18 protein-coding genes are annotated in these 24,225 nt (G+C 54.8%); 3 read left to right on the plus strand and 15 right to left on the minus strand.

Annotation, left to right across the window (positions count from 1 at the left end; all coding sequences use genetic code 11):
- Window positions 1–98 precede the first annotated feature (98 nt).
- The 3 genes from FIV46_RS03770 to FIV46_RS03780 form a co-directional block, all read right to left on the minus strand.
- A complete protein-coding gene (locus FIV46_RS03770) occupies window positions 99–818 on the minus strand; it encodes a lipoate--protein ligase family protein (protein WP_139938514.1) in 720 nt (239 codons plus the stop codon).
- A 97-nt stretch (window positions 819–915) separates the two neighbouring features.
- Window positions 916–1,752, minus strand: coding sequence for a PhzF family phenazine biosynthesis protein (locus FIV46_RS03775; RefSeq protein ID WP_219845846.1), 837 nt, complete (start codon window positions 1,750–1,752; stop codon window positions 916–918).
- Window positions 1,753–1,776: 24 nt separating this feature from the next.
- Entirely contained in the window at window positions 1,777–2,652 is an 876-nt protein-coding gene (locus tag FIV46_RS03780) for a DMT family transporter (protein ID WP_139938518.1), read from the minus strand.
- 120 nt (window positions 2,653–2,772) lie between these two features.
- On the opposite strand from FIV46_RS03780, the gene FIV46_RS03785 reads away from it, so the two are divergent.
- Together FIV46_RS03785 and FIV46_RS03790 are read left to right on the plus strand one after the other, a co-directional pair.
- On the plus strand, window positions 2,773–3,675 hold the full coding sequence (locus FIV46_RS03785) for a LysR family transcriptional regulator (protein ID WP_139938520.1): 903 nt from the start codon (window positions 2,773–2,775) through the stop codon (window positions 3,673–3,675).
- 228 nt (window positions 3,676–3,903) lie between these two features.
- The gene (locus tag FIV46_RS03790) at window positions 3,904–5,055 is read left to right on the plus strand and encodes an iron-containing alcohol dehydrogenase (RefSeq protein ID WP_139938522.1); all 1,152 of its coding nucleotides are present in this window, start codon (window positions 3,904–3,906) and stop codon (window positions 5,053–5,055) included.
- A 129-nt stretch (window positions 5,056–5,184) separates the two neighbouring features.
- Here FIV46_RS03790 and FIV46_RS03795 read toward each other — a convergent pair whose 3' ends face one another.
- A complete protein-coding gene (locus tag FIV46_RS03795; RefSeq protein ID WP_139938524.1) occupies window positions 5,185–7,662 on the minus strand; it encodes a TonB-dependent receptor in 2,478 nt (825 codons plus the stop codon).
- A gap of 758 nt (window positions 7,663–8,420) precedes the next feature.
- Between FIV46_RS03795 and FIV46_RS03800 the strand changes: the two genes are divergently transcribed.
- Window positions 8,421–10,103 (plus strand): thiamine pyrophosphate-binding protein, encoded by a 1,683-nt coding sequence (locus FIV46_RS03800; RefSeq protein ID WP_139938526.1) that lies wholly within the window; start codon window positions 8,421–8,423, stop codon window positions 10,101–10,103.
- Between the two features lie 16 nt (window positions 10,104–10,119).
- Here FIV46_RS03800 and FIV46_RS03805 read toward each other — a convergent pair whose 3' ends face one another.
- From FIV46_RS03805 to FIV46_RS03855, 11 genes are all read right to left on the minus strand, one after another.
- Complete coding sequence (locus FIV46_RS03805; RefSeq protein ID WP_379956120.1) at window positions 10,120–11,049, minus strand: SMP-30/gluconolactonase/LRE family protein; 930 nt, start codon at window positions 11,047–11,049, stop codon at window positions 10,120–10,122.
- 87 nt (window positions 11,050–11,136) lie between these two features.
- Window positions 11,137–12,330, minus strand: coding sequence for an acyl-CoA dehydrogenase family protein (locus tag FIV46_RS03810; protein ID WP_139938529.1), 1,194 nt, complete (start codon window positions 12,328–12,330; stop codon window positions 11,137–11,139).
- The gene (locus FIV46_RS03815; RefSeq protein ID WP_139938531.1) at window positions 12,327–12,758 is read right to left on the minus strand and encodes a VOC family protein; all 432 of its coding nucleotides are present in this window, start codon (window positions 12,756–12,758) and stop codon (window positions 12,327–12,329) included. Before FIV46_RS03815 ends, FIV46_RS03810 begins: the two co-directional genes overlap by 4 nt.
- Window positions 12,759–12,960: 202 nt before the next feature.
- Complete coding sequence (locus FIV46_RS03820; protein WP_139938533.1) at window positions 12,961–13,938, minus strand: LysR family transcriptional regulator; 978 nt, start codon at window positions 13,936–13,938, stop codon at window positions 12,961–12,963.
- 139 nt (window positions 13,939–14,077) lie between these two features.
- Entirely contained in the window at window positions 14,078–14,827 is a 750-nt protein-coding gene (locus tag FIV46_RS03825; protein ID WP_139938535.1) for an SDR family NAD(P)-dependent oxidoreductase, read from the minus strand.
- Window positions 14,828–14,882: 55 nt separating this feature from the next.
- Window positions 14,883–15,683 (minus strand): SDR family NAD(P)-dependent oxidoreductase, encoded by an 801-nt coding sequence (locus FIV46_RS03830; protein ID WP_139938537.1) that lies wholly within the window; start codon window positions 15,681–15,683, stop codon window positions 14,883–14,885.
- Between the two features lie 56 nt (window positions 15,684–15,739).
- Window positions 15,740–16,495, minus strand: a complete 756-nt coding sequence (locus FIV46_RS03835) for an SDR family oxidoreductase (RefSeq protein WP_139938539.1) — start codon at window positions 16,493–16,495, stop codon at window positions 15,740–15,742.
- Between the two features lie 88 nt (window positions 16,496–16,583).
- On the minus strand, window positions 16,584–17,429 hold the full coding sequence (locus FIV46_RS03840; RefSeq protein WP_139938541.1) for a TauD/TfdA dioxygenase family protein: 846 nt from the start codon (window positions 17,427–17,429) through the stop codon (window positions 16,584–16,586).
- 198 nt (window positions 17,430–17,627) lie between these two features.
- Window positions 17,628–18,224, minus strand: a complete 597-nt coding sequence (locus FIV46_RS03845; RefSeq protein ID WP_181163043.1) for a TetR/AcrR family transcriptional regulator — start codon at window positions 18,222–18,224, stop codon at window positions 17,628–17,630.
- 163 nt (window positions 18,225–18,387) lie between these two features.
- Complete coding sequence (locus FIV46_RS03850; RefSeq protein WP_139938545.1) at window positions 18,388–20,562, minus strand: calcium-binding protein; 2,175 nt, start codon at window positions 20,560–20,562, stop codon at window positions 18,388–18,390.
- A 234-nt stretch (window positions 20,563–20,796) separates the two neighbouring features.
- Complete coding sequence (locus FIV46_RS03855) at window positions 20,797–23,919, minus strand: calcium-binding protein (RefSeq protein WP_139938546.1); 3,123 nt, start codon at window positions 23,917–23,919, stop codon at window positions 20,797–20,799.
- Between the last annotated feature and the right edge of the window lie 306 nt (window positions 23,920–24,225).

Below are 24,225 nucleotides of genomic sequence, written 5' to 3' on the forward strand. Positions count from 1 at the left end.
CGCACGCCGACACTCCATCCGGCTTGGCTTGTCCGGTTCTTTGGAAAGTCTATACGTCACCAGGAGACCAGCGCAAGCAATTGCGCGCAATTTATGCGTCAGGACGTGATTGTTCCCCCGGGATATGCTTCTGTAAAGGCAGCGATGATCGAGGCACAGCTTATGTCCCCGGTGCAAAATTGATCGATGCTGCTGGATACCCCTTCCCGTACACGGACCTCTGACTTGAGCGCTCCATAATAGAGGTTAATTACCTTTTCCATCTGCAGGGCATCAACCGTCACCAGCAGGCTCATGTGCGCCAGAATGGTGCGGTGATCGATATGGGCGCCGGCCGACTTGATCCGTTGCGCCGTCCCGGCGATCTTTTGCCCGTCAATCACCAGATTATAGTCCCCGTCACAATAGGCGCCGGGAATGGAGGCAAAATAGGCCCGGCCGGCAAGTTCCGGCACCAGAAGGTCAAACAGATCCAGCAATTTCTGATATCCCAGCTCCATGGAGACCTTGTCCGCTTTCGGTGTCCGGAAAATCACCGAGGCATTGAGCACCTGCGCATTATGCAGCACCGCCGTGCCCCCGGATGAGCGGACAGCCACCTCATAGCCGTGTTGCTGCATGGTGGTGCGGGCTTGTTCAAATTCCGGCAACCGGCTGTCGCGTGTCGGCACGACAATGCTGGGGCTGTTGGTCCACAACCGGATCACCGGCTGGCCGGCCGTCTCGTGCACCTCGGTCAGAAGACGTGTGTCCTCCTCGACCGCCACCCCGGCGGAAGAGTTTTCCTGATCAGTCCTGAGAGTGAAGCTGTCGAACATAATATTTGTTTAATCAGTCTGTCAGTTCCTCACAACTGAAAACTGTCACAGGAACCGGATTTTGCTGTCCCGGCGTTCAGGAAAGATTCGGAAACCCTCATACTATAAAGCGGGTTGAACCAGCGACCCTTACGCTTTCGCCTTTGGTCTCGCCATAGTCGACAAAAATTCTTGAGGGATACCCCATATCCACGCCCTGGCTGATTTCAAAACTGCGCGCCCCGCCCCAGTCCAGATCGCGCAAATATCCCGCCAGTGCCGCAGCGGCGGCGCCGGTGGCCGCATCCTCATAGACTCCGCCGGAAGCAAAAAAGTTCCTGGCACAGACCCGTTTGAGACTTTCGATATACACAACGCTTATCGTGGCAAGTCCCTGCTCTTTCATCAGCGCCCGGACCGGTTCAAATTCATAGGCGGCATTCTGCAACACCCGCATGTCCTTCACGACCAGCACCAGATGCTTCGATCCACCATAGGCGATCATCGGCGGATACAGAGGATCCAGATGATCGGTAGTGAAGTTAAAATGCCGAAGAACTTGTTCCGTATAACCTTTGGGCGCCTGCCTCGTCCAGGTCTCCGGAGACTGCAGAGCCACCGAAATCCGGTCCGGCACATGATGCTGGATCTCTATGTCAATCTGGCGGTCATTCAGATAGAGCCGGCAGGCCCCCGATACGTTGCGTTGACCGAGCGCCGCCCCGGCGGCAATTGTCGCATGCCCGCAAAAGGGCACTTCCGTCTCCGGTGAGAAATAACGGATTCTCCACCCGTCCTCAAAGGGGACCAGGAAACATGTTTCGGAATAGCCGACTTCCTTCGCGGTCGCCTGCATGTCCTCATCAAGGGGAAATTCCTCGCCAATCATCACTCCGGCCGGATTTCCGCCTGTGTTTCCCTCACTAAAAGCCGCAATTCTTTTCAAGTTCTTCATCTTCATAAATCCTACTGGAAAAGTTTAATTAGGTACGCGGGCCGGTACGCTTTTTTGCTCCTTCCATGAGCTGTAAACAGAGCTTCCCAAGATCAGCATCGACCCTGCCACGACCCATACATCCACAACTTCCTGAAAAAACAGGCTGCCTACAATCGAGGCCACCACCAGTCTCAGAAAATCCAGCGGCAGCACGGCGCCGGCCTCTGCCGCGGCGAAAGCCTTGACCAGGAAAAATTGCGTCAGACTGATCCCACAGCCCATGACAAGCACAAGGGGCAACTGGGCGAGGCTGGGGGGTGTCCAGTTCGTCGCGCCCAAAACCGCACTGAGCGGCAGAATAAAAAGGAACGGGAACGCCACTGTCGTCTTTGAACTTTCCGTCGCCGAGAGTTTCTTGACGCACAGAAAAGCCGCCGCCGTTGCCAAGGCGGTCACGATTGCCGCCAGAAGACCGTCAGCTTCAATGCCGGCGCTCGGGCGCAGAACGATCAATACACCGATGAAACCAGTCACAATGACTGCGGCCCGGGACCGGGTCAGGCTTTCCCCAAACAGGAAGATTGCCAGGAAGCTCGCCAGCACCGGCGAGAAAAATGTGATGGCCACCACGGTCGCCAGGGGCGCATGGGCCACGGCATAGAAGATGCTCAAGCCTCCTACGAACGCCGCCACGGCCCGCAGGAGATGCAGCCGAAGTTTCCGGGTCCGGAACAGAGCGAGGCCGGTGCCCGGCAACAGTGGAACGATCGTCAGGAAACCCACCAGGTTCCGAAAAAAGAACAGGGTTTCCATTGACATGCTTTCCCCCAGATAACGTACCAGACCCCACACCAGCGCCTGGGTGATCGAATAAAGAGCCATATAGATGAGACCCCGGTTCAGGGAATTGCTGGACATTTGCGCCACCTCAGTAAATTGAAAAGACCGTTTCCTCTCTCTATGACTTTCTCATTGATATAACAAATATTTATATACTATACTTTTTATAGATTTTTTTTATCATTTGGAGAAAACACATTGGATCTCAGACAATTGCGCTATTTTCTGGCTATCGTTGACGAGGGCAGCGTCCGCCAGGCGAGCCTGCGCGTGAACGTCAGCCAGCCAGCCCTGACCGTCGCTATCCAGAACCTGGAAGACGAACTTCAGGTCAAACTGTTTGAACGCACCCGTCGAAGCCTGACCCCGACCAGGGAGGGATTTCACCTCTATCAGCATGCCCGCTCCATCCTCGGCCAGGCGGAAAAAATAAAGGCAGACATGGCGTCCCTCAAAAACCTTGAGAAGGCAGAGATCAAGATGGCTGCCCCCGTCACCATCGCCAGCTATACGCTGACCGATCCCATAAGCAGTTTTATGGAAATCTATCCCGGCCTCCGGCTTCATCTGACCCAAATGGCCGGCCCCATGGTGGAAGGCGCCCTTCTGAGCGGTGATATCGATATCGGATTCCTCAGCCGCCCTCCCGGGTCAGCCGAACTGGTCCAGACTCCACTCTATAAACGAACCGTGCGGGCCTTCATGCGGCCCGGACATTCTCTCGCCCAAGAAAAAGGGCTGACTTGGCGGCAGCTTTTTGAGCAGGAACTGGTAACCCTGCCCGCACGCTACGCCATGTATGATACCATACAGAAAATCGCCGCCCATTACCGCTGCTCCGCGGATATCACCCTGACCAGCGATGTGGTACCCCTGCTCTCTTCCACGATCCGCAAAAGCAATGTGGTCGGCATCCTGCTGGAGAGTGTGGCCGACGTGGATACAGACCTGGTCAGTCTGCCCATCCTCGACGAGGACACCGGCGAGGAAGACCGCGAAACAATTTTCCAGGTTCGCGCCTGCTACCTGAAACAGGCCCCGCTTTCCCTTGCTGCCGACAAGTTAGTCACACACCTGAAAGCTTATTTCTCCGGTTCTTAAACCGCCATCCCCCTTGATTTAATTGACTGTTGACTTTGGTTGCCACTCCTCCAGAATTATTCCCCTAAAAAACAAATGCGGCCAGGGAGAATATCCAGGACAACCAAACTCTCGCCGCACAGGGAACCGGCCTTCAGACACCGCAACTCGCGCTTGAAACGAACGTTTTTTTAGCTAATCTGGAACCTACTGCACGAAGCAGGGAACCTAAAAAGAAAAGGACATCTCATGACAGGGTTTGACTTTATCAGCGTAAACTCCGTTCTGACGGAAGACGGTGCCGCCTCGCGTCTGGGGACACTCCTCAAGGAACGCTTCGCGGCGAAAAAAGTCATGGTGGTGACCGATGCAGGGCTGGTCAGGGCCGGTCTTCTGGAGGACGTCCTGAAGTCACTCGAGAATGAAAGCATCGCCGCGAATGTCTTTTCCGGCGTTTTGGCCGACCCGAGCGAGAATGTCGTTGATGCCGCTGTGGAAGAAGCCCGCACACAGGATGCCGACGTCATCGTCGGCTTCGGCGGCGGCAGTTCCATGGATGTGGCCAAACTGGTCGCCATCCTCTCGCCCGGCGAGCAGAAACTGCAGGATATTTATGGTATCGGCAATGTAAAAAGCCGCGCCCTGAAACTGGTTCAGATCCCGACCACGGCCGGAACCGGGTCCGAGGTCACGCCGATTTCCATCATCACAGCGGCCGGTGACGTCAAGATGGGAGTGGTCGATCCCCATTTGCTGGCCGACCTCGCGATCCTTGATGCGACCCTGACCCTCGGCCTGCCCTCCCATATCACGGCGGCCACCGGCATCGACGCCATGGTGCATGCGATCGAAGCCTATACCAGCGCGGTCAAGAAAAACCCGATTTCCGACGCCCTGGCCATAGGCGCCCTGAAGCTTTTGGGCGGCAATATTGTTGAAGCCTGTACAAACGGCGGCAATCTGGACGCCCGCCGGGCCATGCTGCTTGGGGCCCAGATGGCCGGGACCGCCTTCACCAATGCCCCGGTAGCAGGGGTGCACGCCCTTGCCTACCCGCTCGGCGGCCGGTTCCATATTCCGCACGGCCTCTCCAATTCACTTGTTCTTCCCCATATGCTGCGGTTCAACGCGCCGGTGGCCAGCGCGCTCTACAGTGAACTGGCACAAAGCCTGGACCTCGACGGACAATCGGACAGTGCGAGGACAGAAGCCTTCATTGAGTGGCTTGAGAAAATTGCCGATACCGTCGGTATCGAACGCCGCCTGCGGGAGCTGAATATCGGCCAGGAGCATCTGGATATGCTGGCGGAAGACGCCATGCTGCAAACCCGCCTGCTGGTGAATAATCCGCGGAAAGTAACCCTGGAAGACGCCCGCAAAATCTATCAGGCCGCTTGGTAGTCAGGAAAGCCAGTCGGCAGAAGGCCGACCAGCAGTAATTTCACCCGAAACGAGAAACGGAAGACGCAGGGAGTTCGCGCCTTCCGTTCAGAACACAGTTCCAGCGAACTGGAACTACTCCCCATGGGACTAGTTGATATCTACCGTCAGGCGCAGCCAGACACTGCGGCCGCGAGTGGTAAAGCAGCCCGTTTCAGGCTGTCCAGCCAGACCGCCCATGGCACCCGTCCCGGCAAAAGCATCGGCCCGACCAAAGATCAGGGTGTCGGCATAGGGCTGGGGCGCGCAGTTGCCATAGACATACTTGTCCGTGAGATTGTCACCGATCAGCTCGAGACGCCAGCCGCCGTTGCTGCTGCCCAGACCCACATTGGCACTCAGCTTGACATAGCTGTCCTGATAGGCATCAGGAAAGTCAGTGCTTGAAGCTGAATAAGAGCCTGAATAGCTCATATTACCTGCCAGGTTCAGCATCAGGTCGTTCGACACATCGGTGCTAAAGTTGAAGCCGGCATTGGCCATCCACTCGGGCGCACGCAGCAGCGGAGCACCTGTTAGATCCTGGGCGTCACCAATTCCGTCACCGTCGAAATCGATATTACAGCCCTGGGCAAATGTCTGGCCGTTCCAGCACTGGGCATTGGTGAAATCGGTATATTCCGCCTTGTTCCAGTTAGCAGACGCATACAGCGTCAGACCTTCAACATTCGGCACCGCATAGGTCAGATCAATATCAATACCGTAGAGCTCGGATGACCCGGCGTTGGTAGTTTTAATGGAGGCAACGCCAGCCAGCGGATCAAAGACCTGTGTCTCGACCTGCATGTCAGTATACTCATAATAGTATCCTGCCGCATTGATCAGCAAAGCACCGTCCGCCAGGAGAGCCTTGACACCGAGCTCGCCACCGCGAATCTTTTCGTCATCGAAGGATTTGTCGTCACCATTAGCAGCGGCGCCGCCGATATCAAATGAACCGGATTTATAGGCGCGCTTGAAGTTGGCATAAATCGTCAGTTCATCAGTCGGCGTATAGGTAATGGACAATTCCGGCGACCAGTTGGAAGAGCTGATCGACGGGACTGCCAGGTTGATCGGGATTGCCGGCCCCCCGTAGAACATTTCATAAAGCCTGTCTACGACACTGTGGTCACGCTGTTCATCAGTCCAGCGGACACCGGCGCCGATTTCGAGCTCGGGGGTGATCTTCCACAACAGCTGACCAAAGAGTGAAACGGTTTCAGCCTTGATCTTGTGGTCTGCCCAGGCAAGGGCAGCAGGCCAGGGCTGCGGAGCAACCAACGCCGCCCATATCTGGTTAGCCGGCAGACCGGACAGGAATTTGGTCTCGCCATTCTGGTAGAAACCACCCAGCATAAAGTTCCAGTCACCGCTATAGTTTGATGTCAGGCGAAGTTCCTGGGTAAAATCATGGCGCTCCAGATGCCCCTGAATGGCAAACGGAGTACCATATTCCGTCGAAATACCACCGTTCAACATGGAAGACTGGTCAACGTCGTAATAGCCGGTTACTGACGCCAGGCTAAGTTCGTCACTGAAGTCATAGTTCATTTCAAGCGAACCGAAATACTGCTCTACATCGGCAAACGGTACACCGCCATTATAGATACCCGGGAAAAAGGTCGGGTCCATGTAAACAAAGTTCTGGGTCTGGTCCGCTTCACAGGTCTCACCGCCGATATAGGACGAGATTCCTATCGGTATCGCGTAAGTGAATACGCCGCTGGTTGTTCCTTCCGGACAGGCGGTTAGCTGCGGCTCGGAGCCCCAACCCTGGATTTCCATATCGGAATAGTTCAGCTTCAGGCGGGCGTTGAAATTGTCAGACGGATTCCAGACCAGGGTTCCCCTGAGCATAAACTGCTCCCGGTTGGGGAACTCATCATAGACAACCGGTGCCGCCCCCAGAGCCCCAAAGAGGGGATGACTGCCGACTTCGGCTTCGTTCTTGAAGTAGCCGTCCATTTTAGAGTACTGGCCGGCAATCCTCATTCCAAGGGTGTCGGTAACAGGCCCGGAGACCACGATTTCTCCCATCCGTTCCTGGGCGGCAAATTCATAGCCGGTCCGCAGCTTCACTTCGAATTCGTCCCCCGGATCCGCGGTCCGGACGGAGATCACGCCGGCCGGGGCCGCCTTGCCGAAGAACAGCGCCTGCGGGCCTTTCATCACCTCGACCTGGGCCATGTCCATGGTCGCCATTTCAAAGGCGAGACCCTGGGTGAACTGCATGCCGTCGATCACAAAGGCAACGGACTGGTCAATGCCCGGGTTGTTGGTGCCGGTACCGATACCCCGCATGGACACCAGAACGCCGGAAGCGGTCGGGCCGTTGCTGAAGTTCAGGCCCGGTGTTTTGTCGGCGACACCGGCAACATCAGCGATGGCGTATCGATCGAGTGCTTCCCCGCCAAGCACTGACGTGGTCACCGGCACTTTCATGATTGATTCTTCACGCTTACGTGCTGTAACGGTGATTTCTTCAAGCACCATGGCCTCATCGTCTGCCGATGCCGGTGTAGCCCATGTTGCCGATCCTGCTGCGATCGCTACCGTAAGTAGCCCTGTGGAAAGTTTTCTAGTCATATACTTCTCCCATTAACTCCCTTGGTTCTAATTATTTTGGACGTAGGTATTCCTGGACGCATCATATTGCTGATTTGGAAAATCCTGACCCTGCGTCCTGGGTTCAGGTTTCCGGTACGCTTCGGCACAAGGCCGGAATTAAACTGCCCCTGTGCATTGGCGACAACACTCGGTTGTGCAACCCAATAAACATTGGCGCATTAGTCACCCGGTCAGCGAACTCGGCATTCCGGATCGTTACTGTTTCTTAAAAGGTACCAACTAGGAAGAATGACAACATGACTGTCTCTCTCCCACCGTAATCAGTTAATCTATTTTTTTGGCTTTGCAGACTGTTACTGGCAAAGCATTCCCTATATAAAATTCTCAAATTCTATTGCTTCACACAAAATTCTTTTGATTTGAGCATTCTTTATTTTTGAGGATACTGACTAGTTATGAGCGTTGTAAAATTGTTTGTCTTTATCGCTCATATATGTGGGACTTATACATGAAATAACATTTTGGCACGAAATTGTACCCGCGAAAAACATAAGAATAATGTTATATATCTGCTTGATCAGTAGCAAAACATAGTCATTTCTTGACGCCCCCTTGTGAGACAGGCGTCTGAAGGCCCTCTCCAAAGACAATTATTTTTTGGCGCGGAATACTATAGGTTCTTCATATACAATATATCAGTATTAAAGATTTTGTCCCGCTCCGGACCCTGTTTAAACTTTCCGTCTCTCATACATCTATCAAAGGACGAATAGACAATGCCGGAAACTGACATTCCTGTTTATGAAGCCCTGGTCACCGATATCAAAAACCTGGGCGTTGAATGTGTGTTCGGGTTAATGAGCGATGATACAGCTGAACTTGTCGCGCTGATCGACGCGGCAGGTATGAGGTTTTACAGCGCACGCCATGAAAATAACGCGGTTTCAATGGCGGAAGGATATGCCGCCGCGACCGGCCGGCTGGGCATTGCCCTGATCGGACGCGGACCGGCGACCGCCAACAGCATGAACGGCATAAATTACGCCAACCGAACCGGGTCCCCGGTTCTTGTCCTTTATGGCGATGCCGCAAATACCGGCCCCCAGCCTAACGCCCTCGGGCCTGACCTGAAGAGTCTGAACAGCCAGGCGGTGCTCGAGGCTGTCGGCATAAAAACCTTCAGGGCAAGCGACGGCCTCACCGCCCGCAGCACCTTTGTGCAGGCGGCGGCCTCCGCCCTGAGCCGCACCACCGCATTACTGTTGCCCGTCAACATCCTGCAGGCCCGCGTTTCCCCGACAGATACCGTCCCGGAAGGCATCGATCCGGTGCTTCCTGCCCCGCAGCCGGCGCGCGACAGTGCGGTCCGGTCTGCGACGTCCCTGTTGGAAAAAAGCCGCAAGCCGCTGATCATTGCCGGCGCCGGCGCCCACGCGGCGGGGGCACGGGACGCGATCATCAAGCTTGCCGATCAGATCGGCGCCGCCCTGGTCACCTCGTTAAAAGGCAAGGATATGTTTCGCGGCCACCCCTTTGACTGCGGCATCCTGGGATCGCTGTCACATGCCGGCGGGCGCTGGCTGATCGATCAGGCCGATTGCATTCTTGCCATCGGTGTCGGACTCAATCAGATGACGACGAGCTACAGACAAGCCCTGCCGGAGGGCGCGCCGCTCATTCACGTGGACAATTGCCGTCCTCATATCGGCCGCTGGTATGATGCAGATGTCTCTCTTGTCGGAGACGCCAGGCTGGTCGCGGAGCAATTGTGCGATATCATTCCCGCCCGTTCCCAGGCGGAAATGGAAATGCGCACTAAAGAGAATTCCCGCTGGCTCGCTGGCTTCACCCTTGCCGACGATTTTGAAGCCCGGCACACAGAACATACCGTGGACAGCCGGTCTCTTACCCTGGAGCTCGTGCGGTTGCTGCCGGAAAACCGGAATGTGGTCTGGGACTCCGGCAACATGCTTGGCAACGCCACCTATTTTTCCGTGCCCGGCCCGTCTCATTTCAAGCATACCAGCGACACCGCCTCGATCGGTATGGGGTTTGGGACGGCCATGGGCTTTGCGGCCGGAACCCCGGAGCGGACCACCGTCCTTGCGATGGGAGATGGCAGCTTCCTGATGAACCAGGGGGAACTGGAAACAGTTGCCCGGGAAGATATTCCGCTTGTCATTGTGATTTATAATGATTGCGCCTATGGGGCAGAACTGCATTACCTCAAGGAAAAGAATATACCGGTCAACCTGACACAATTTCCGGATATTGACTATGCGCCGATTGCCGAAGCTTATGGGTTCAAGGCGTACACAGTCCGCAGCCTGGATGACCTGCGGGCGATTGCCCCGGTGCTGGAGAAGCCGGAAGGACAAATATTCCTCGACTGCAAGATCAACGCCGCCGTGGCAGCCCCTTTCATGCTCGAAATTGCTGAACTCTCCCGCAAGAAATAATGATGCGCGAGATGCCTTACGAGCTCGATTGATGGGGCAGCCGCAGTCCCGGCCTGGGCCAGCGCACGGCCAGCAACTGGCCATAGCCTGACAGTGTAATGTAAGCCGTCTGCATATCCTCCCCGCCGAAACAGATATTGGTGCAGAAACTTTCCGGCGCCTTGTGGAATTCGAGGAACTCCCCCTCTGGCGAGAAAACGCTGATGCCGCCGGTGACCAGGGTCGCCACGCAGATATTGCCGTTTTCCTCCACCGCCATTGAATCAAAGCGTTGAAATCCGGACAAGCCATGGACCAGTTGGCCGCCGTTGGTGTTGGGCCACGGCTCCTTGCCGACTTCTCCCTCGCCGATAATCGGATAACGCCACAGACGGCTGGTTTCCGTTTCCGCCACATAAACGATACTTTCATCCGGAGACAGGCTGACGCCATTTGCCGTCAGCAGATGAGCGGCGGCACAGCGGATCAGACTTCCGTCCGTCCGGGCATAATAAAGTGCCCCGTGCATCATATGACTTTCGAATTTCTTTCCCCAGTCCGTGAACCAGAACCCGCCCTTGTTGTCAAAAACGATATCATTGGGGCCATGCAACGGCACGCCGTCACACTGGGTATACAATACCTCCACTTCGCCGGTTTCCAGGTTTACACGCTGGATCGAACCGCCGACATAATCCTCGGGCACACCGGTCGGGCGGGTAAATCCTTTCTCGTTCTGCCAGGTAAACCCGCCATTATTACAGACATAGCAATGGCCGTCCGGTCCAATTGCCGCCCCGTTCGGGCCGGCGCCGAGTTCCGCAACAGTCTGCAGTTCCCCGTCAGGAAGAATTCTGGTCAGGCGTCCGCCGGCGATTTCCACCACCAGGAAACTCCCGTCCGGCATGACGACCGGCCCTTCCGGAAACTCCAGACCGGTGGCAACCAGTTCCCCTTCCAATGTCATCTGCTTCATATCATCCTCCCGGATATCAAGTTCAAAGTATCAGTTTGGTCAGTTCTGTCCTGTCCCGGGAACAGAAATCATCTTAGCCTAGAGCGTCGGATTATTCACCACACCGCCCAAGGCCAGCAGCCCCCAGGTCGAATAGTTGATATCCGGAGAGAACAGAATGTGGCTGCTGCCGGCATAGGTATCCCGGAACATTCGCTGGATCGGGTAACGGTGATAGATGGCGTTGGCGCCCGCCAGGGTAAAGACCTCATCGACAGCTTCCCGGAACAAACCCGCCCCGAAGGACACATTTCGCTTCGAGCGAAGTTTCCGCTCCTGGTCAGGCACTCCGCCGGCCCTGGCAATATCCTGGCCCTCAAGCATGTCGTGGCGAATGATATTTACACCGGCATCGATCTTCGCCCCCGCCTTACCGATCCGCATCTGCACCGCCTGAATGTCGCGCAGTTTGGCGCCTGTCGTAACGGCGCTTCGCTGCTTGATGGAATCGATCGTCATCTCCAGGGCGCCCTGCGCATTACCTGCAATGGCGGATCCGATAACGTGGCCGGACAGCATGGACAAAGCCACCTTGTACAAAGGACTGGTATTGACCTTTGTCCCCGGAGCCACATCTCCCCCGCCAAGCTGATACATGCTCAGGGCGCGATGTTCGGGAACAAAAACCTTCTCGGCCTTCACTGACATGCTGCCGGTGGCTTCCATGCCGATGACCTGCCAGTCGTCGATCACTTCATATTGCGACTTGTGCAGCAAAACCAGGCGCAGATCGACAACTTTGTCCCCGTCGCGCACGGTTGTCGCCAGCATATTCCAATCGGAAACATGTACGCCGCTTGAGAAATTCCAATAGCCGCTCACCTCATACCCGCCATCAACCGGTGTAGCCTGCCCCTGGGAGGGAATGACGCCGGAGGCGATCCCGGCATCGGGATTATCCCCCCAGATGTCCTCCTGGGCCTTGTCATCGTAAAGCGCGAGCATCCAGTGGTGGATCATCAGGTTCACCAGTGTCCAGGAGGTGGACGCACATCCGCGCCCCATCTCAAATCCGATATCAAAAACGCTTGTGAAATCCAGTTCCATCCCGCCGTAACGTTTCGGCTGCAGGGCGCGCAACACGCCCGAACGATGAAATGCATCCAGCGTCTCCGGCAGGACAATACGTTCCTTTGCAGATCTTTCGGCACGCTCCCTCAGCACGGGCACAAGATCGCGTGTCCGCTGGACCGCCTCGTCATAGGCTACATCGGCAAAGGAACTTGCACTCATTCCCCCTCTCCCCGGCCGCGGGCAGTGCAGCGGCACTGGTCGACCTGGTGCAGCTCGATCATGTTGCCGCAGGGGTCATGAACAAAGACCTGTTTGGTATCGCCGGCCACGCTTTTGTAATAAGGAACGCCCATCCGGTCCAGCTCAGCGATGGTGTCATCCATACTCTCGACGGCCAGCGCAACATGCGGGTCGCAGGGGTCTTTTCCCGGCCCTTTGGAAACAGGTGACGGATATGGTCCTCCCATGAGATGGATCTGCCCGGTGCTGCCCGTATTCATCCACCAGCCTGGAATAATCTGCGGCCGGCTTTTGTCATAGTCCATACCCAGAACATTGGTATAGAAATCAAAGACATCATCCAGCGGTTCACCGTTGTCTCCCACGCGAATACCGTGATGATGAATACCTACTATTTTGAGTGCCATCTGTACCTCTCCTATGTTTGGGGACCTGCTGCAACAGGGACGATCAGTCCTTTTGCAAAAAGCAATCTCCAATCCGATATCTTCTGTTTTTCAGCTTTTTATAATTTGTCCGGATAGAGTACGGGATGACCGGGAGGCTTGGGAAATCGATTGTTGTTATCCCTTGTATCCGGTTAGGCTATAAACAGGGCGCCGGAGCGGCTCAATTCGCCACCGAAATTACAGGGACACTACCCTGAATATTGTGAAGTGTCGAATGCCCCAGTTCCAGGGTAATCTCCATCAACAGCTCCCGGAACCATTTGATGTCAGGCTCGTCTTCATTCCGTGCGTCCCAAATCAGATGTTCTTCAATGGTCGGTGTTTCGAACGGCACCCTTACCATCTTCAGGAAAGGACGCTCCAGATCATTGACCAACATCGACGGCACCACGGTAATACAGTCAGAATGCATGGTATGGGTTATGGCCAGCTCAAAATGCGGCACACTGAGCCTGGTCTGTGGCCGGCGGTTTTTGCAATCAAGGATCTGATCGATCGGCGTACGCAGATTTCTGCCCAGGCGCGTTTCGATGTAGGGCAGTGCACAGAATTCTTCAAAAGTAAGGTTATTTGTCACCAGGTCATTTTCTGCCGAGGCAAGAACCACCCATTCATCCTCAAAAAGAAAGCTGTAGTTATATTCTTCCCTCGCCTCCGGCCAGTCCAGGAAGGCTGTCGGCAGTGTCGCGATACAAAAGTCGATCTTGCCTTCCTTCACGCGTGCGACGGAATCAGTACGGAGACTTTCCACATCCAGGGATATCTTGGGATAGACATTGATAAGTTTGTCCATGATACCGTCCGTCAACAGGTTGCCGACATAGGACGACATGGCTATTTTGAAAGTTCTGTCCACCCTGGCGGGATCAAAATCCGGGCTCGGGATCATCGTCTTTTCAATCTGGCGCAGAATATCTTCCACCGGCTTCACCAATGCCTGCGCGCGGGGCGTAAGCACAAAAGTCCGCCCGACCTTTTGCAAAAGTTCATCGCCGGTAAAGTGACGCAATTTCGATAATGCGGCGCTCGCGGCAGGCTGGGAAATACATACCCGGTCCGCCGCCTTGGTCACGTTCCGCTCCTTGAGAAGCGCATCAAGAATAATCAAAAGATTTAGATCAAGTCCTTTTAAGTGCAAGGCACCATCTCCCTATAGGTCTTCGCCAAGCAATTTCACTCGCCTTTATTATGAACTGCTACAGCCTAACATGCTACCATAGCACCGGAGGGTCATCGACCGCCACATCAAGTTCCCTCCGGCATGAACAGCCTCTCAACTAGGAAACAACCCTGCCACCGTTGACACCAATGGTCTGCCCGGTGACATAGCCTGTCTCCTCCTTGACCAGCCAAGAAACAGCATTGGCGATATCCTCCGGCTCGCCGGTCCTGCGGACCGGCAACATCTTCTTCAGGTCATCAGGATGGATCGGGAATTTTTTCTTGTTGGCTTCCGACATGACCGTATTCATCACCGACGCCGGCGGTACATTGTTGACGGTAATACCCAATGGTCCCAGCTCCAGGGCCAAGGTGCGGGTAAAGGAGATAACGCCGCCTTTGGCTGCCGTGTAATGGGCCATGTGCGGACAGCCGGACTGGGCACCGGAAGAAGAAATATTGACAATCCGTCCCCATTTCGCCGCCTTCATATCCGGCAGCACCACCTGGGTCGGGATAAAGACACCCTTCAGGTTGACCTCCATCTGGCGATCCCACATTTCGTCGGTAATCTCTTCAAAGGGCGTAATCCCGGGAATACCGGCATTATTGACCAGGATGGTGATGGCACCGAAGGCGCTGCGCAATTCATTGACTGCAGCCTTGACGTTTTCCCGGTCCGCCACATTGCACTCAAGGGCAATGGCTTTTCCTCCCTCGGCCACGATGCTGTCGGCGACTTTTTTCGCATCCTCCAGATTGATATCCGATACTCCGACGGCGATCCCGTCACGTGCCAGTTGCCGGCAAATGGCCGCTCCAATCCCCGCGGCCGCCCCTGTGACCAGCGCAACTTTTTCACTCATTTAGTGTCTCCCGTCATATGAAAAGGTTCAAAATTTATGGTGCTTTTTAGCTGCCTTAATCGACCGCCGACGATGCCGTGCGGAAAAATTCATCCGCCGCCATGCTGGAGTAGCCAATGCAATAGCCGCCATCAACCGGTAGCAATACCCCGGTGATATAGGAGGCCTCATCGCTGGCGAGGAACAGGCCGGTATCGGCAATCTCCCGGGCCAGGCCCCAGCGGTCCATCGGAATACCCGGAATTTTGTAAATCCCCTCCGGCGGCTCGGCAAACTGCTGGGATTCCGGCACCAGGCCGGTCCAGATCGTGCCGGGCAGGATGGCGTTTACCCGAATGTTATCTTTGGCATAATCAAGCGCCGCTGCCTTGGTCAGCTGGTTTACGCCGGCCTTGGCCGCGCCGTAAACGCTATGCCCTTTCCAGCCGACCATGCCGGCCGCTGAGGAAACATTGACAATGGCGCCGCCACCGCTCTTTTTCAGGGCAGGCACCGCATATTTTATGCCGTAGAACACGCCCTTGAGGTTGACGTTATGAATTCTGTCCCAGTCTTCGCTGGTCTGTTCATGCAGCGGCATCATCTTGCCACCGAAACCGGCGTTATTGACCATGATATTCAGCCGGCCGAATTTCTCTTCCGCCAGCGCCACCATGGCGCGGACATCCTCTTCCTTGGCCACATCGACATGGATGCTGACCGCCGCCTCGCCAAGGGCGGCGGCGACTTCGTCCTGCTTGCCACTGATGTCAGCACAAACGATTTTAGCACCCTCAGCGGCAAATCCTTCCGCCATCGCCTTGCCCATGCCGGAGCCCGCCCCGGTGATGACGGCCACTTTATTTTCCAGACGCATTTTATAATCTCCCAGATTGGATTATTGGTTCTTCCCTGCCAGTCCCCTGCCGACGCCTACATCGCTGCGACGTCGCTGGTCGGTCGAATAAGGATCTCGGACACATTCGCCCGCCGCGGCAGCGAGATGATGAAGACAATGGTCTTGCCGATATCCTCTGTCTTCATGGAACCTTCCTTGGTGACATGATGGCGGATAAATTCTTTCTTTCGGGGATCGTCAATGGACTCAGCCACTTCGGTTGACGTGGCGCCCGGCTCGATCACACAGACGCGAATACCGTCCCCGCCAACTTCCTGGCGCAGCCCCTCTGTCATCGCATTGAGGGCGAATTTGCTGGCGCCATAGGGGCCGATCGCTGCCGCAGTACGCCTGCCGGCGGTAGAGGAAATATTGATAATATCGCCACCGCCCTGTGCGCGCAGATGGGGGATGGCCGCCGTACAGGTGTAGAGAGTGGCAAAGAAATTGATATTCATCACATGCCGCCATTTGTCCAGGTCGGCCTTGTCTACGCCGTCCAGCGCCATGACCCCGGCGGAATTGACAAGAATGTCCAGCCGTCCATAGGCCTCGACCGTCCTGGCGACCACAGATTTGGCGAATTCTTCATCTGTGATGTCGCCGGCAACTGCCAGGGCATCGCCGCCATTGTCCTTAATCTTGCTGACCAGGTCTTCGAGACGATCCGCCCGGCGGGCCGTGACAACGACCTTCACGCCTTCCGCAGCGAGGGCAAGCGCTGCCCCTTCCCCAATCCCTGATGAAGCCCCGGTAATCAGGGCGACTTTTTCCGACAGCTGGTTTCCCATCGTCTTCCCTCTCGTTTTTTAGTGAAATAAAAAAGGGACTGTGGGCGTTACTCCATAGTCCCTGGAGTTTAGGTACAACAGTACTGAATCAGGCGGCTGCGCCGTCCTCGACACCGGCAACGGACGTCCTGTGCATGCGGCGACCGGTATCGGAGCTGTACGGCCGGGCCCGGTGCAGCACACCACAATTGTCCCAGATCGCCATATCCCCTTCGGTCCAGGTGTGCATCACGCTGAACGCCGGCTGGGCGGCCCACTCTGTCAGACGCGCAATCAAGGCACGCCCTTCCGGCTTGGACATGCCGACAATGTAGTCCGCACTATAGCCGATCAACATGCATTTGCGACCGGAGTCCGGGTTCGTGTATACCAGTGGCCGCTCATGCTGCGCACCGCGCTTTCTTGCGTCCTTGATCTCGTCAGGCTCAGCCACTGCGCGAACAGCCGCCGTCACACTATGCAGGACCCGCAGTCCCTCCAGGAACTTCTGCTCATCCTCCGGCAGGGCTTCAAACGCCGCATAGGTGTTGGCAAATTCAGTCTGCCCGCCTTTGTCAGGCGCCTTGCGACAGGACAGAACCGTATATTTCGGCGGTGCGATCGGAGAACACATGCCATCGATGTGCCAGAAGAAGGTTCCCAGCACATATTCGGGCTCGGTATTGACCTTGGGATCAAGCGTGATCGTGTAGACGTCCTTGGCCGCCTCGTTGCCGCCGGCAATATTGTCGGTAAAATTCACGCGGGCGCCAAGACGGTCATTGAATTCCAGCTGCTCCTCATCGCTCAGGTTGATCTGCGGCAGGATGAGCGCTCCCTGCTTGTACAGCAGGTCCAGGCAATAATCTGCGAAGGCCGGGTCCTTTGTCGCGGCGGCATCGGCGTGGACAACGGCGCCCACACCGGGTTTGATAATTTCTGAAGACCAGTTCATGAAGCTCTCCTGTGAATCAGCGTTTGTTCTTGCTATTTGTTTAACACCTTCATAGCAGCTTCGACAGCTGCACGTCAAACAAATTTTTAACACCTTCATAGCAATGCGCCATGAACATGAAAAAAGCCCCCGCCTGGAAAGGCCGGGAGCCTGGATTAACTGTCTTTGAAATAACAATAAATAGAGGGGTCTGGACCGTTATGATTTGCCGGTTTCATCCTGGCGATAGCGGGCGAGCATCCGTTCAACGAAATTCAGGACCTCTTCATGCCCGGCCGAAAACCCCAGGGCATCCTCTGTAACCAGCAATCTGGCCAGAGCTACGCCGACCATCAGCGCTTCGGAGGCAGAAACCTGGTCTTCGCTTGTTTTCTCGCGGGGAAGCAGTTTTGACACCGCCTCTATCTGCATTTTGCGCAACTGGTCTGCGGAATCGATGACTTCAAGACGGGCTTTTTCGTGGCGGGCGGCGATTGAGGTCAACTCGGCGGTCAAGCGCGCGAGATCATTGTCAATATTCAGTTCCCAAATGGCGCGCAGTGGATCAGCAGACTCCAGCGCCTCCTGTAATCGGACATGACGTATCTCGTTAAATTCACGGATCACGGCGATAAGAAGGTCGTCCATGGTCTTGAAATAATAGTAAAGAAGCTGTGGGGTCAGCCCGGCCCTGGCGCCGACCTTACGCGCGGAAAAACTGGCGTAGCCTTCAGTCTTCAGAACTTCTGCCGCCGCCTTGATCAGCTTGGCGCGGACTTCTGAATCTTCAGCCCCCATGCGGCGTTTTTTTGCCATCACGACCTCTCCCCTACCAGGAATCTGGCACTCCATGAAATCAATAACTTTATGTCCCGGTTTTATTGGTTTAGGGGCGATAAAACAAGTCGTAAGATCGGTCCGGGAATTCAAAAGACCTCAATTGAGATATCCTGGCCAATCATTCCACCGCCGGACAAGATCAGATCGTGAAGGTCACCTCCTGGTCGACCAGCAGGGTCGCCCCGCCGGAAGTATAGGTATGGTAGGTTTCCCCGTCATAGTCCTGGTCCGCGCCCTGCACCCAGCCCTCGCCGGTGGAGGTAACAGTATCGTCCGCATCCCCCTGCAGCACGAGAATATTGTCGGCGTCGGTGACATCGAGAATATCCTGGACGGTGAAGGTGATGTCAGTGCTGCCCCCATGATCAATATCAACAATCTCTATGTTGACCATATCAATTTGGGAGAGATCAAAATCAATCTCCTCATTTTCATAAAACTGTACTGCATCCTCCCCATCTCCCCCGTCGTAGCTATCCTCAGGTGTCAGAATCATATGGTCATCACCAATTCCCCCGTACAATATATCCACCCCTCCATCTCCGGAAAGAAAGTCATTACCGGCGCCACCGTCAAGAATATCATCTCCTGCGTTACCCGATAACATATCGCTGCCATCGTCTCCCGCGATCTGATCATCGCCTTCATAACCGTCCAGAGAATCGTCCCCGGCTCCTCCGCTGATCTGATCGTTACCTTCCATGCCCCAAATCACATCAGCGCCACCGCCGCCACTTATAGTGTCGTCGCCTTCATAGCCTATAATAAAGTCATCACCGTCATCACCGGCAATCAGGTCGGCAGCCTCACTGCCGTAGATATAATCGTTCCCGGTTCCGCCATGCAATTCATTGCCTTCAAGGTCAATGCTGCCAAATCCATAACCAGGCACCTCCCCACCGTAAATGATATCGTCACCGTCGCCACCGTCGATGTAACTGCCTTCAAAGGCATATATCTTGTCATCACCGGGACCACCGTAAATATAGTTGTATCCCAGACCGGCAAATATAAAATCATTCCCGGCACCGGCATTGATCTGATCGTCGCCGTCGCCCGTATATATGCTGTCGTCGTTGGTGTCGCCGGTCACCGTCAAATTGGGGGTTACGTCCGGACGGTACAGGATGGCAATCTGGCCGGGAGTAGTGACTGAAAAATTGTTCGCCGTAGTTTCCGTAAAGTTGGCTTCAATATCAGGCAGCCCCTCGGTGTTCGCATCGGGATTAATTTTCAGGAACACCGAGCCATTATCATAGACAAGATAGATGTTTGCCGCGCTCTCAACCTTTTCAATACCATAGGGCGTCCATCCCGCATCCTCGACAATAATCTGGTCGTCAAAGCTGCTTCCGGCACCGATTGTAAGACTATTGTTTGCATCGGTAACATTAATGATATCATCCCGATTCAATCGCAGGATTTGTTCACCTGTAGAGAGATAAATTCTTTCAATATTGACAATATCCTTGCCGGTCAGGTCAAAGTCCACAACCTGCCCTTCGGGACTGATGATTGTAAACAAATCATTCCCCTCGCCCCCGTCGACGTGATCCAGAAACTCGCCGCCCTGGTCCCAGACAATTGCGTCGTCAAAGTCTCCGCCATAGAGGTAGTTTTCACCGGCGCCGCCATAAAGGCTGTCCCAGCCCCCCATGCCATACAGGATGTCATCCCCGTCCCCGCCGCGAAGCACATTTCTTTCCCAGTCGCCAACGAGGGTGTCATCATGGGCGCTGCCGGTGACCCATTCAATATCAATCAATGTGTCACCTTCCGCATCTCCGCCGCTGATCTCACCCGTAGTCAGGTTGATTGTCACGCCGGCGGAAGAGGTTTCGTAGGAGACAATATCATAATAATCGCCTCCGCCATTGATGATGTCTGCACCGGGACCGGCATTAATAGTGTCCAGGCCGCCACCGCCATTGATATCATCATTGCCCGCCCCGGTGATGATGGTATCGTCACCGCCCTTGCCAATTACTGTCAGGTCTTCGGTGGAAGAAGACATATCCAGGGTGCTGTCGCTGTCGTCAACCGCCGTCCACGTATTGGTTGAGGTCTCGGTAAACGTACCGGCCGAAGGCGTCGACGGCGTGGTCGGCGTGGTCGGTGATGTGGGGGCCGCGGTACTGCCGCCACCACCGCAGGCGGCGAGGAGCAGGGGCGTGAGAGAAACGGACGTGCGGGCCAGGCGGCCCTTCACGGAAAAGGGACCGGCTTTGACTTCTTTTATTGTTCTGGCAATTTCCGGAAAATTACTGGAACCGGACTGAAGTATTGTGTTTTTACGGACTGTAGCGTTACTCATCTCTTCCCTTCCCCACCAGCAAGGGACTTCCGATCAGAGAACGGACATGAGAAACGGAACCGGTGTCAAGGATCAGCCTCCCCCCCCTGGGCATTGCAGAATATGTTTTTTCAGCATCACCCGCGCATCCACCTCTGGTATATGCTGGCGATTCTTCCCGGATTTTATACAAACTGGCGCGGGATGACAATTAACCAGTTGTTAACCATAAACTGCAGCGCCTTCAGCGAAGGATCAGATGATGAAGGTCAGTTCCTCATGGACAAGGAGAGTGGCATCACCGGAAGTATAGGTATGGTATGATCCCTGGTCCGCGCCCTGCACCCAGCCCTCGCCGGTGGAAATTAACGTGTCTTCGCCATTACCCTCCAGTATCAGGATATTGTCGTCATCTGTCACATCCAGGATATCCTGGGCGGTAAAGGTCAGGGTATTACTGCCAAGCCCGCTCAGGTCAAACACCTCAATATTTAAAATATCCATATCTGTAAGCGACAGATCAATACCGTCCAGTTCATAGTCATATCCCATGAATTTGATCGTGTCTGTTCCATCGCCACCGTCATAAATATCCTCGGGCGCCAGTTGCATCTGGTCGTCACCACTGCCGCCATACAGTGTGTCAACAAGCCCCTCACCTGCGGCGCCGCCCTGAAGTATGTCGTTTCCTCCTTCACCGCGGAGGATATCACTGCCGTGGTAACCATCCAGATTGTTGTCTTCGTCATCACCAATTAGTTGGTCATCGTAGTCAGACCCGGTAATACTCTCCATATTGACCAGAGTATCGCCTTCCGCATGACCGCCATGTCCCTCGCCGGTTGTCAGGTTGATGATCACCCCTTCGTCGGATTGCCAATAACCCGTAAAGTCGTAGCCCTCTCCACCATCCAGATAATCAGCTCCCTCTTCCCCGTACAAAGAGTCAGCTCCGGCTCCCCCCCGCAGAATGTCATCTCCCTGATCACCGGAAAGAACATCCGACCCCTCACCGCCATCCAGGGCGTCGTTGCCATTTCCACCGTAAATCCTATCGTCACCGATGCCGCCTTCAACGGTGTCATTCCCGTTCCCGGTTGTTATCCGGTCATCGCCGCCCTTACCGTAAACCGTAAGGTCTTCATCGACAAAGAACCTGCTCATCAAGGCATCACTGTCATTGATTGCGGTATATGTGTTATCCGGCCCTTCAATAAAATCAGGTTCAGCAAGAAACTCCCCGGTACGGATCAAATCGATGCCCAGGTAAACGGTTGCTGAACCATTGGTAAAGGCATAGAAATCATCAGGATAGGACCCGGACGTGTAAAAAACTTCATGGCTTACAACATCCGTTGCCACCCAGCCACTTGTTGATGAAGTAATTTTCTGCTCGCCTTCGATATGCAGTTCATTATTCAGGTCGGTACAATCGAGGACATCCTGCAAAGAAAAGCTTATTTCTGCTTCATCCCCATTGTCGCCGTATACACTGGTATATATCAACTCCATATTTTGAATATTATATTCAGACAAATCGATGACGGTCGTACCTTCTTCCAGCCACAAGTTCAGGGTGTCATAACCATCACCGCCATCAAAGCTGTCTTCGCTATCCCCATAAGCTTCGCGCATGTAGAACGTATCGTTGCCGAGCCCTCCCTCCAGGACATCAGCACCTCGCACCCCCTGCAACTCGTCATTATCGGCACCCCCCTCCAGGATATCGCTGCCATCAGCTCCATACAGGCGGTCCCGACCATCGCCCCCCAACAGATGATCATCCCCACTGCCGCCGTCCAGGAAGTCATTCCCCTCCTCCCCTCTCAGTATGTCATTCCCCTCCTGCCCTCTCAGTGCGTCATTGCCGGTGCCGCCATATATGATGTCGCTCCCTTGATCACCATAGATTTGATCGTCGCCGCTGCCGCCGTCTATGTCATTGTCCTGGACACCGACCTCCAGATACCCGCCATAAATAAAGTCATTGCCGGTTCCTCCGAGGATGGTACTGCCTTCCGTAACAACGATGTGGTCGTCCCCATCACCGGCATCGACATAATTGGCGCCGGCCCCGGCATGAATTGTGTCATCCCCGCCGAGGGTTTTTATGATGTCATCGCCGGCCCCCGTGATGATGCTGTCATTCCCGCTGAAACTGTCCACCGTTAAATCTGAGGTGCTGTCCGGCCGATACAGAATTGAATTCACGCCCACCGTACCGACAAAATAATCCGGACTGGACTCGGTGAAATTTGTCTCAATTTCCGGAAGACCAACCAATATTGCATGGGACTCGACACTCAGAGTCACACCGGCATTGGTGTAATTAAAATACATTTGATAATAACGAAACCCGGACAGAGTTATGGAAGCGGGCACCCAGCCGCCATCCTGGGCCTCTACGCGATCTTCACCTCCGAGGATATCGATCGTCAGGCTGTTTCTGCTGTCTGTGACCGCGATAACATCTGCCCGTGTAAAGACGAGATGCTGGCTCCCGCTTTCCAGCCCAAGGACTTCAATATTGGAAATATCCGTTTGTGACAGATCGAGAGTAATCGACGCTCTTCCAACCAGCCGAATATCTAATTCGTCATTTCCCTCGCCGCCATCAATCTGATCCACAAAAGGACCGGATTGTTCCCAGATGATCCGATCGTCGCCGCTTCCTGCATCTATCGTGTTTTGTCCCGCCCCCGTGTAGATGACATCATAGCCACCCAGGCCGTTCAGCACATCATTCCCGTCCCCGCCTCTGAGTATATTATATCCATCCGTGCCGGTCAGATGATCATCATAATCACTACCCGTGACATGATTTATATTGACCAGTGTATCCCCCTCCGCATCACCGCCGGAGCCGGTTCCCGTCGACAGATTGACGGTGACCGCCGAGGAAGAATTTTCATAAGTGACAAGATTACTCTCCGATCCGCCGCCATCGATTACGTCGGCACCTGCTCCTCCGTCAATCGTGTCGAAGCCGCCGCCACCATTGATGGTATCATCGCCTGATCCGGTCGTGATTTTATCATTCCCCCCTTTGCCGACTACCGTCAAATTCTCTGTGGAGGAAGACATATCCAGGGTACTGTCGTTGTCATCATCAGCCGTGAATGTATTGCTGGAAGTTTCCGAAAAATTTATCGTGGATGAAGTAGGCGTCGTTGGGGTCTGGGTCGGAGCCGGGGTGCTGCTGCCGCCACCGCCACAGGCGGCCAGGAGCAGCGGTGTGAGGGAGACTGAGGAACGGGCCAGGCGTCCTTTGACAGCGAAGGGACCGGCCTTAATTTCATTCACTGGTTCTATGGGTTTCAAAACCCCGGCGTGACCGACCTTCAGTGTTGTGATAGTGCGAAGCGTAGCGTTGCTCATGTTCCCCCTCCGATACAGCAGGGGGACCCGGTTTTAACGGATACCGGGAAGAATAGAGACACTCAGGATCAGCCTCCCCCCTGCGGCACTGCAGAATATGTTTTTTCAGCATCTCCCGCGCATCCACCTCTGGCATATGCAGGCGATTCTTTCTGAATTTTATACAAACAGGGGTCGGATGACAATTAACCAATTGTTAACCATAAATATTGAAAGCACAGCTGAGGGTTAATTCTTCCCCCCGGACCTGCAACCAGAAAACATTGGTCAAACGGGAACTTTTATCCTATGAATAGCCCATCAGAG

This window comes from Emcibacter nanhaiensis (assembly GCF_006385175.1).
GTDB classification, from domain to species: Bacteria; Pseudomonadota; Alphaproteobacteria; order Sphingomonadales; family Emcibacteraceae; genus Emcibacter; species Emcibacter nanhaiensis.

What these genes read in the sequence shown, in the direction of transcription:
- FIV46_RS03845 (WP_181163043.1), bottom strand. Translation starts at nt 18,224, where the DNA reads ATGGCAAAAAAACGCCGCATGGGGGCTGAAGATTCAGAAGTCCGCGCC.
- FIV46_RS03780 (WP_139938518.1), bottom strand. Translation starts at nt 2,652, where the DNA reads ATGTCCAGCAATTCCCTGAACCGGGGTCTCATCTATATGGCTCTTTAT.
- FIV46_RS03790 (WP_139938522.1), top strand. Translation starts at nt 3,904, where the DNA reads ATGACAGGGTTTGACTTTATCAGCGTAAACTCCGTTCTGACGGAAGAC.
- FIV46_RS03830 (WP_139938537.1), bottom strand. Translation starts at nt 15,683, where the DNA reads ATGCGTCTGGAAAATAAAGTGGCCGTCATCACCGGGGCGGGCTCCGGC.
- FIV46_RS03775 (WP_219845846.1), bottom strand. Translation starts at nt 1,752, where the DNA reads ATGAAGAACTTGAAAAGAATTGCGGCTTTTAGTGAGGGAAACACAGGC.
- FIV46_RS03805 (WP_379956120.1), bottom strand. Translation starts at nt 11,049, where the DNA reads ATGACATTGGAAGGGGAACTGGTTGCCACCGGTCTGGAGTTTCCGGAA.
- FIV46_RS03810 (WP_139938529.1), bottom strand. Translation starts at nt 12,330, where the DNA reads ATGAGTGCAAGTTCCTTTGCCGATGTAGCCTATGACGAGGCGGTCCAG.
- FIV46_RS03770 (WP_139938514.1), bottom strand. Translation starts at nt 818, where the DNA reads ATGTTCGACAGCTTCACTCTCAGGACTGATCAGGAAAACTCTTCCGCC.
- FIV46_RS03795 (WP_139938524.1), bottom strand. Translation starts at nt 7,662, where the DNA reads ATGACTAGAAAACTTTCCACAGGGCTACTTACGGTAGCGATCGCAGCA.
- FIV46_RS03800 (WP_139938526.1), top strand. Translation starts at nt 8,421, where the DNA reads ATGCCGGAAACTGACATTCCTGTTTATGAAGCCCTGGTCACCGATATC.
- FIV46_RS03835 (WP_139938539.1), bottom strand. Translation starts at nt 16,495, where the DNA reads ATGGGAAACCAGCTGTCGGAAAAAGTCGCCCTGATTACCGGGGCTTCA.
- FIV46_RS03855 (WP_139938546.1), bottom strand. Translation starts at nt 23,919, where the DNA reads ATGAGCAACGCTACGCTTCGCACTATCACAACACTGAAGGTCGGTCAC.
- FIV46_RS03840 (WP_139938541.1), bottom strand. Translation starts at nt 17,429, where the DNA reads ATGAACTGGTCTTCAGAAATTATCAAACCCGGTGTGGGCGCCGTTGTC.
- FIV46_RS03825 (WP_139938535.1), bottom strand. Translation starts at nt 14,827, where the DNA reads ATGAGTGAAAAAGTTGCGCTGGTCACAGGGGCGGCCGCGGGGATTGGA.
- FIV46_RS03850 (WP_139938545.1), bottom strand. Translation starts at nt 20,562, where the DNA reads ATGAGTAACGCTACAGTCCGTAAAAACACAATACTTCAGTCCGGTTCC.
- FIV46_RS03815 (WP_139938531.1), bottom strand. Translation starts at nt 12,758, where the DNA reads ATGGCACTCAAAATAGTAGGTATTCATCATCACGGTATTCGCGTGGGA.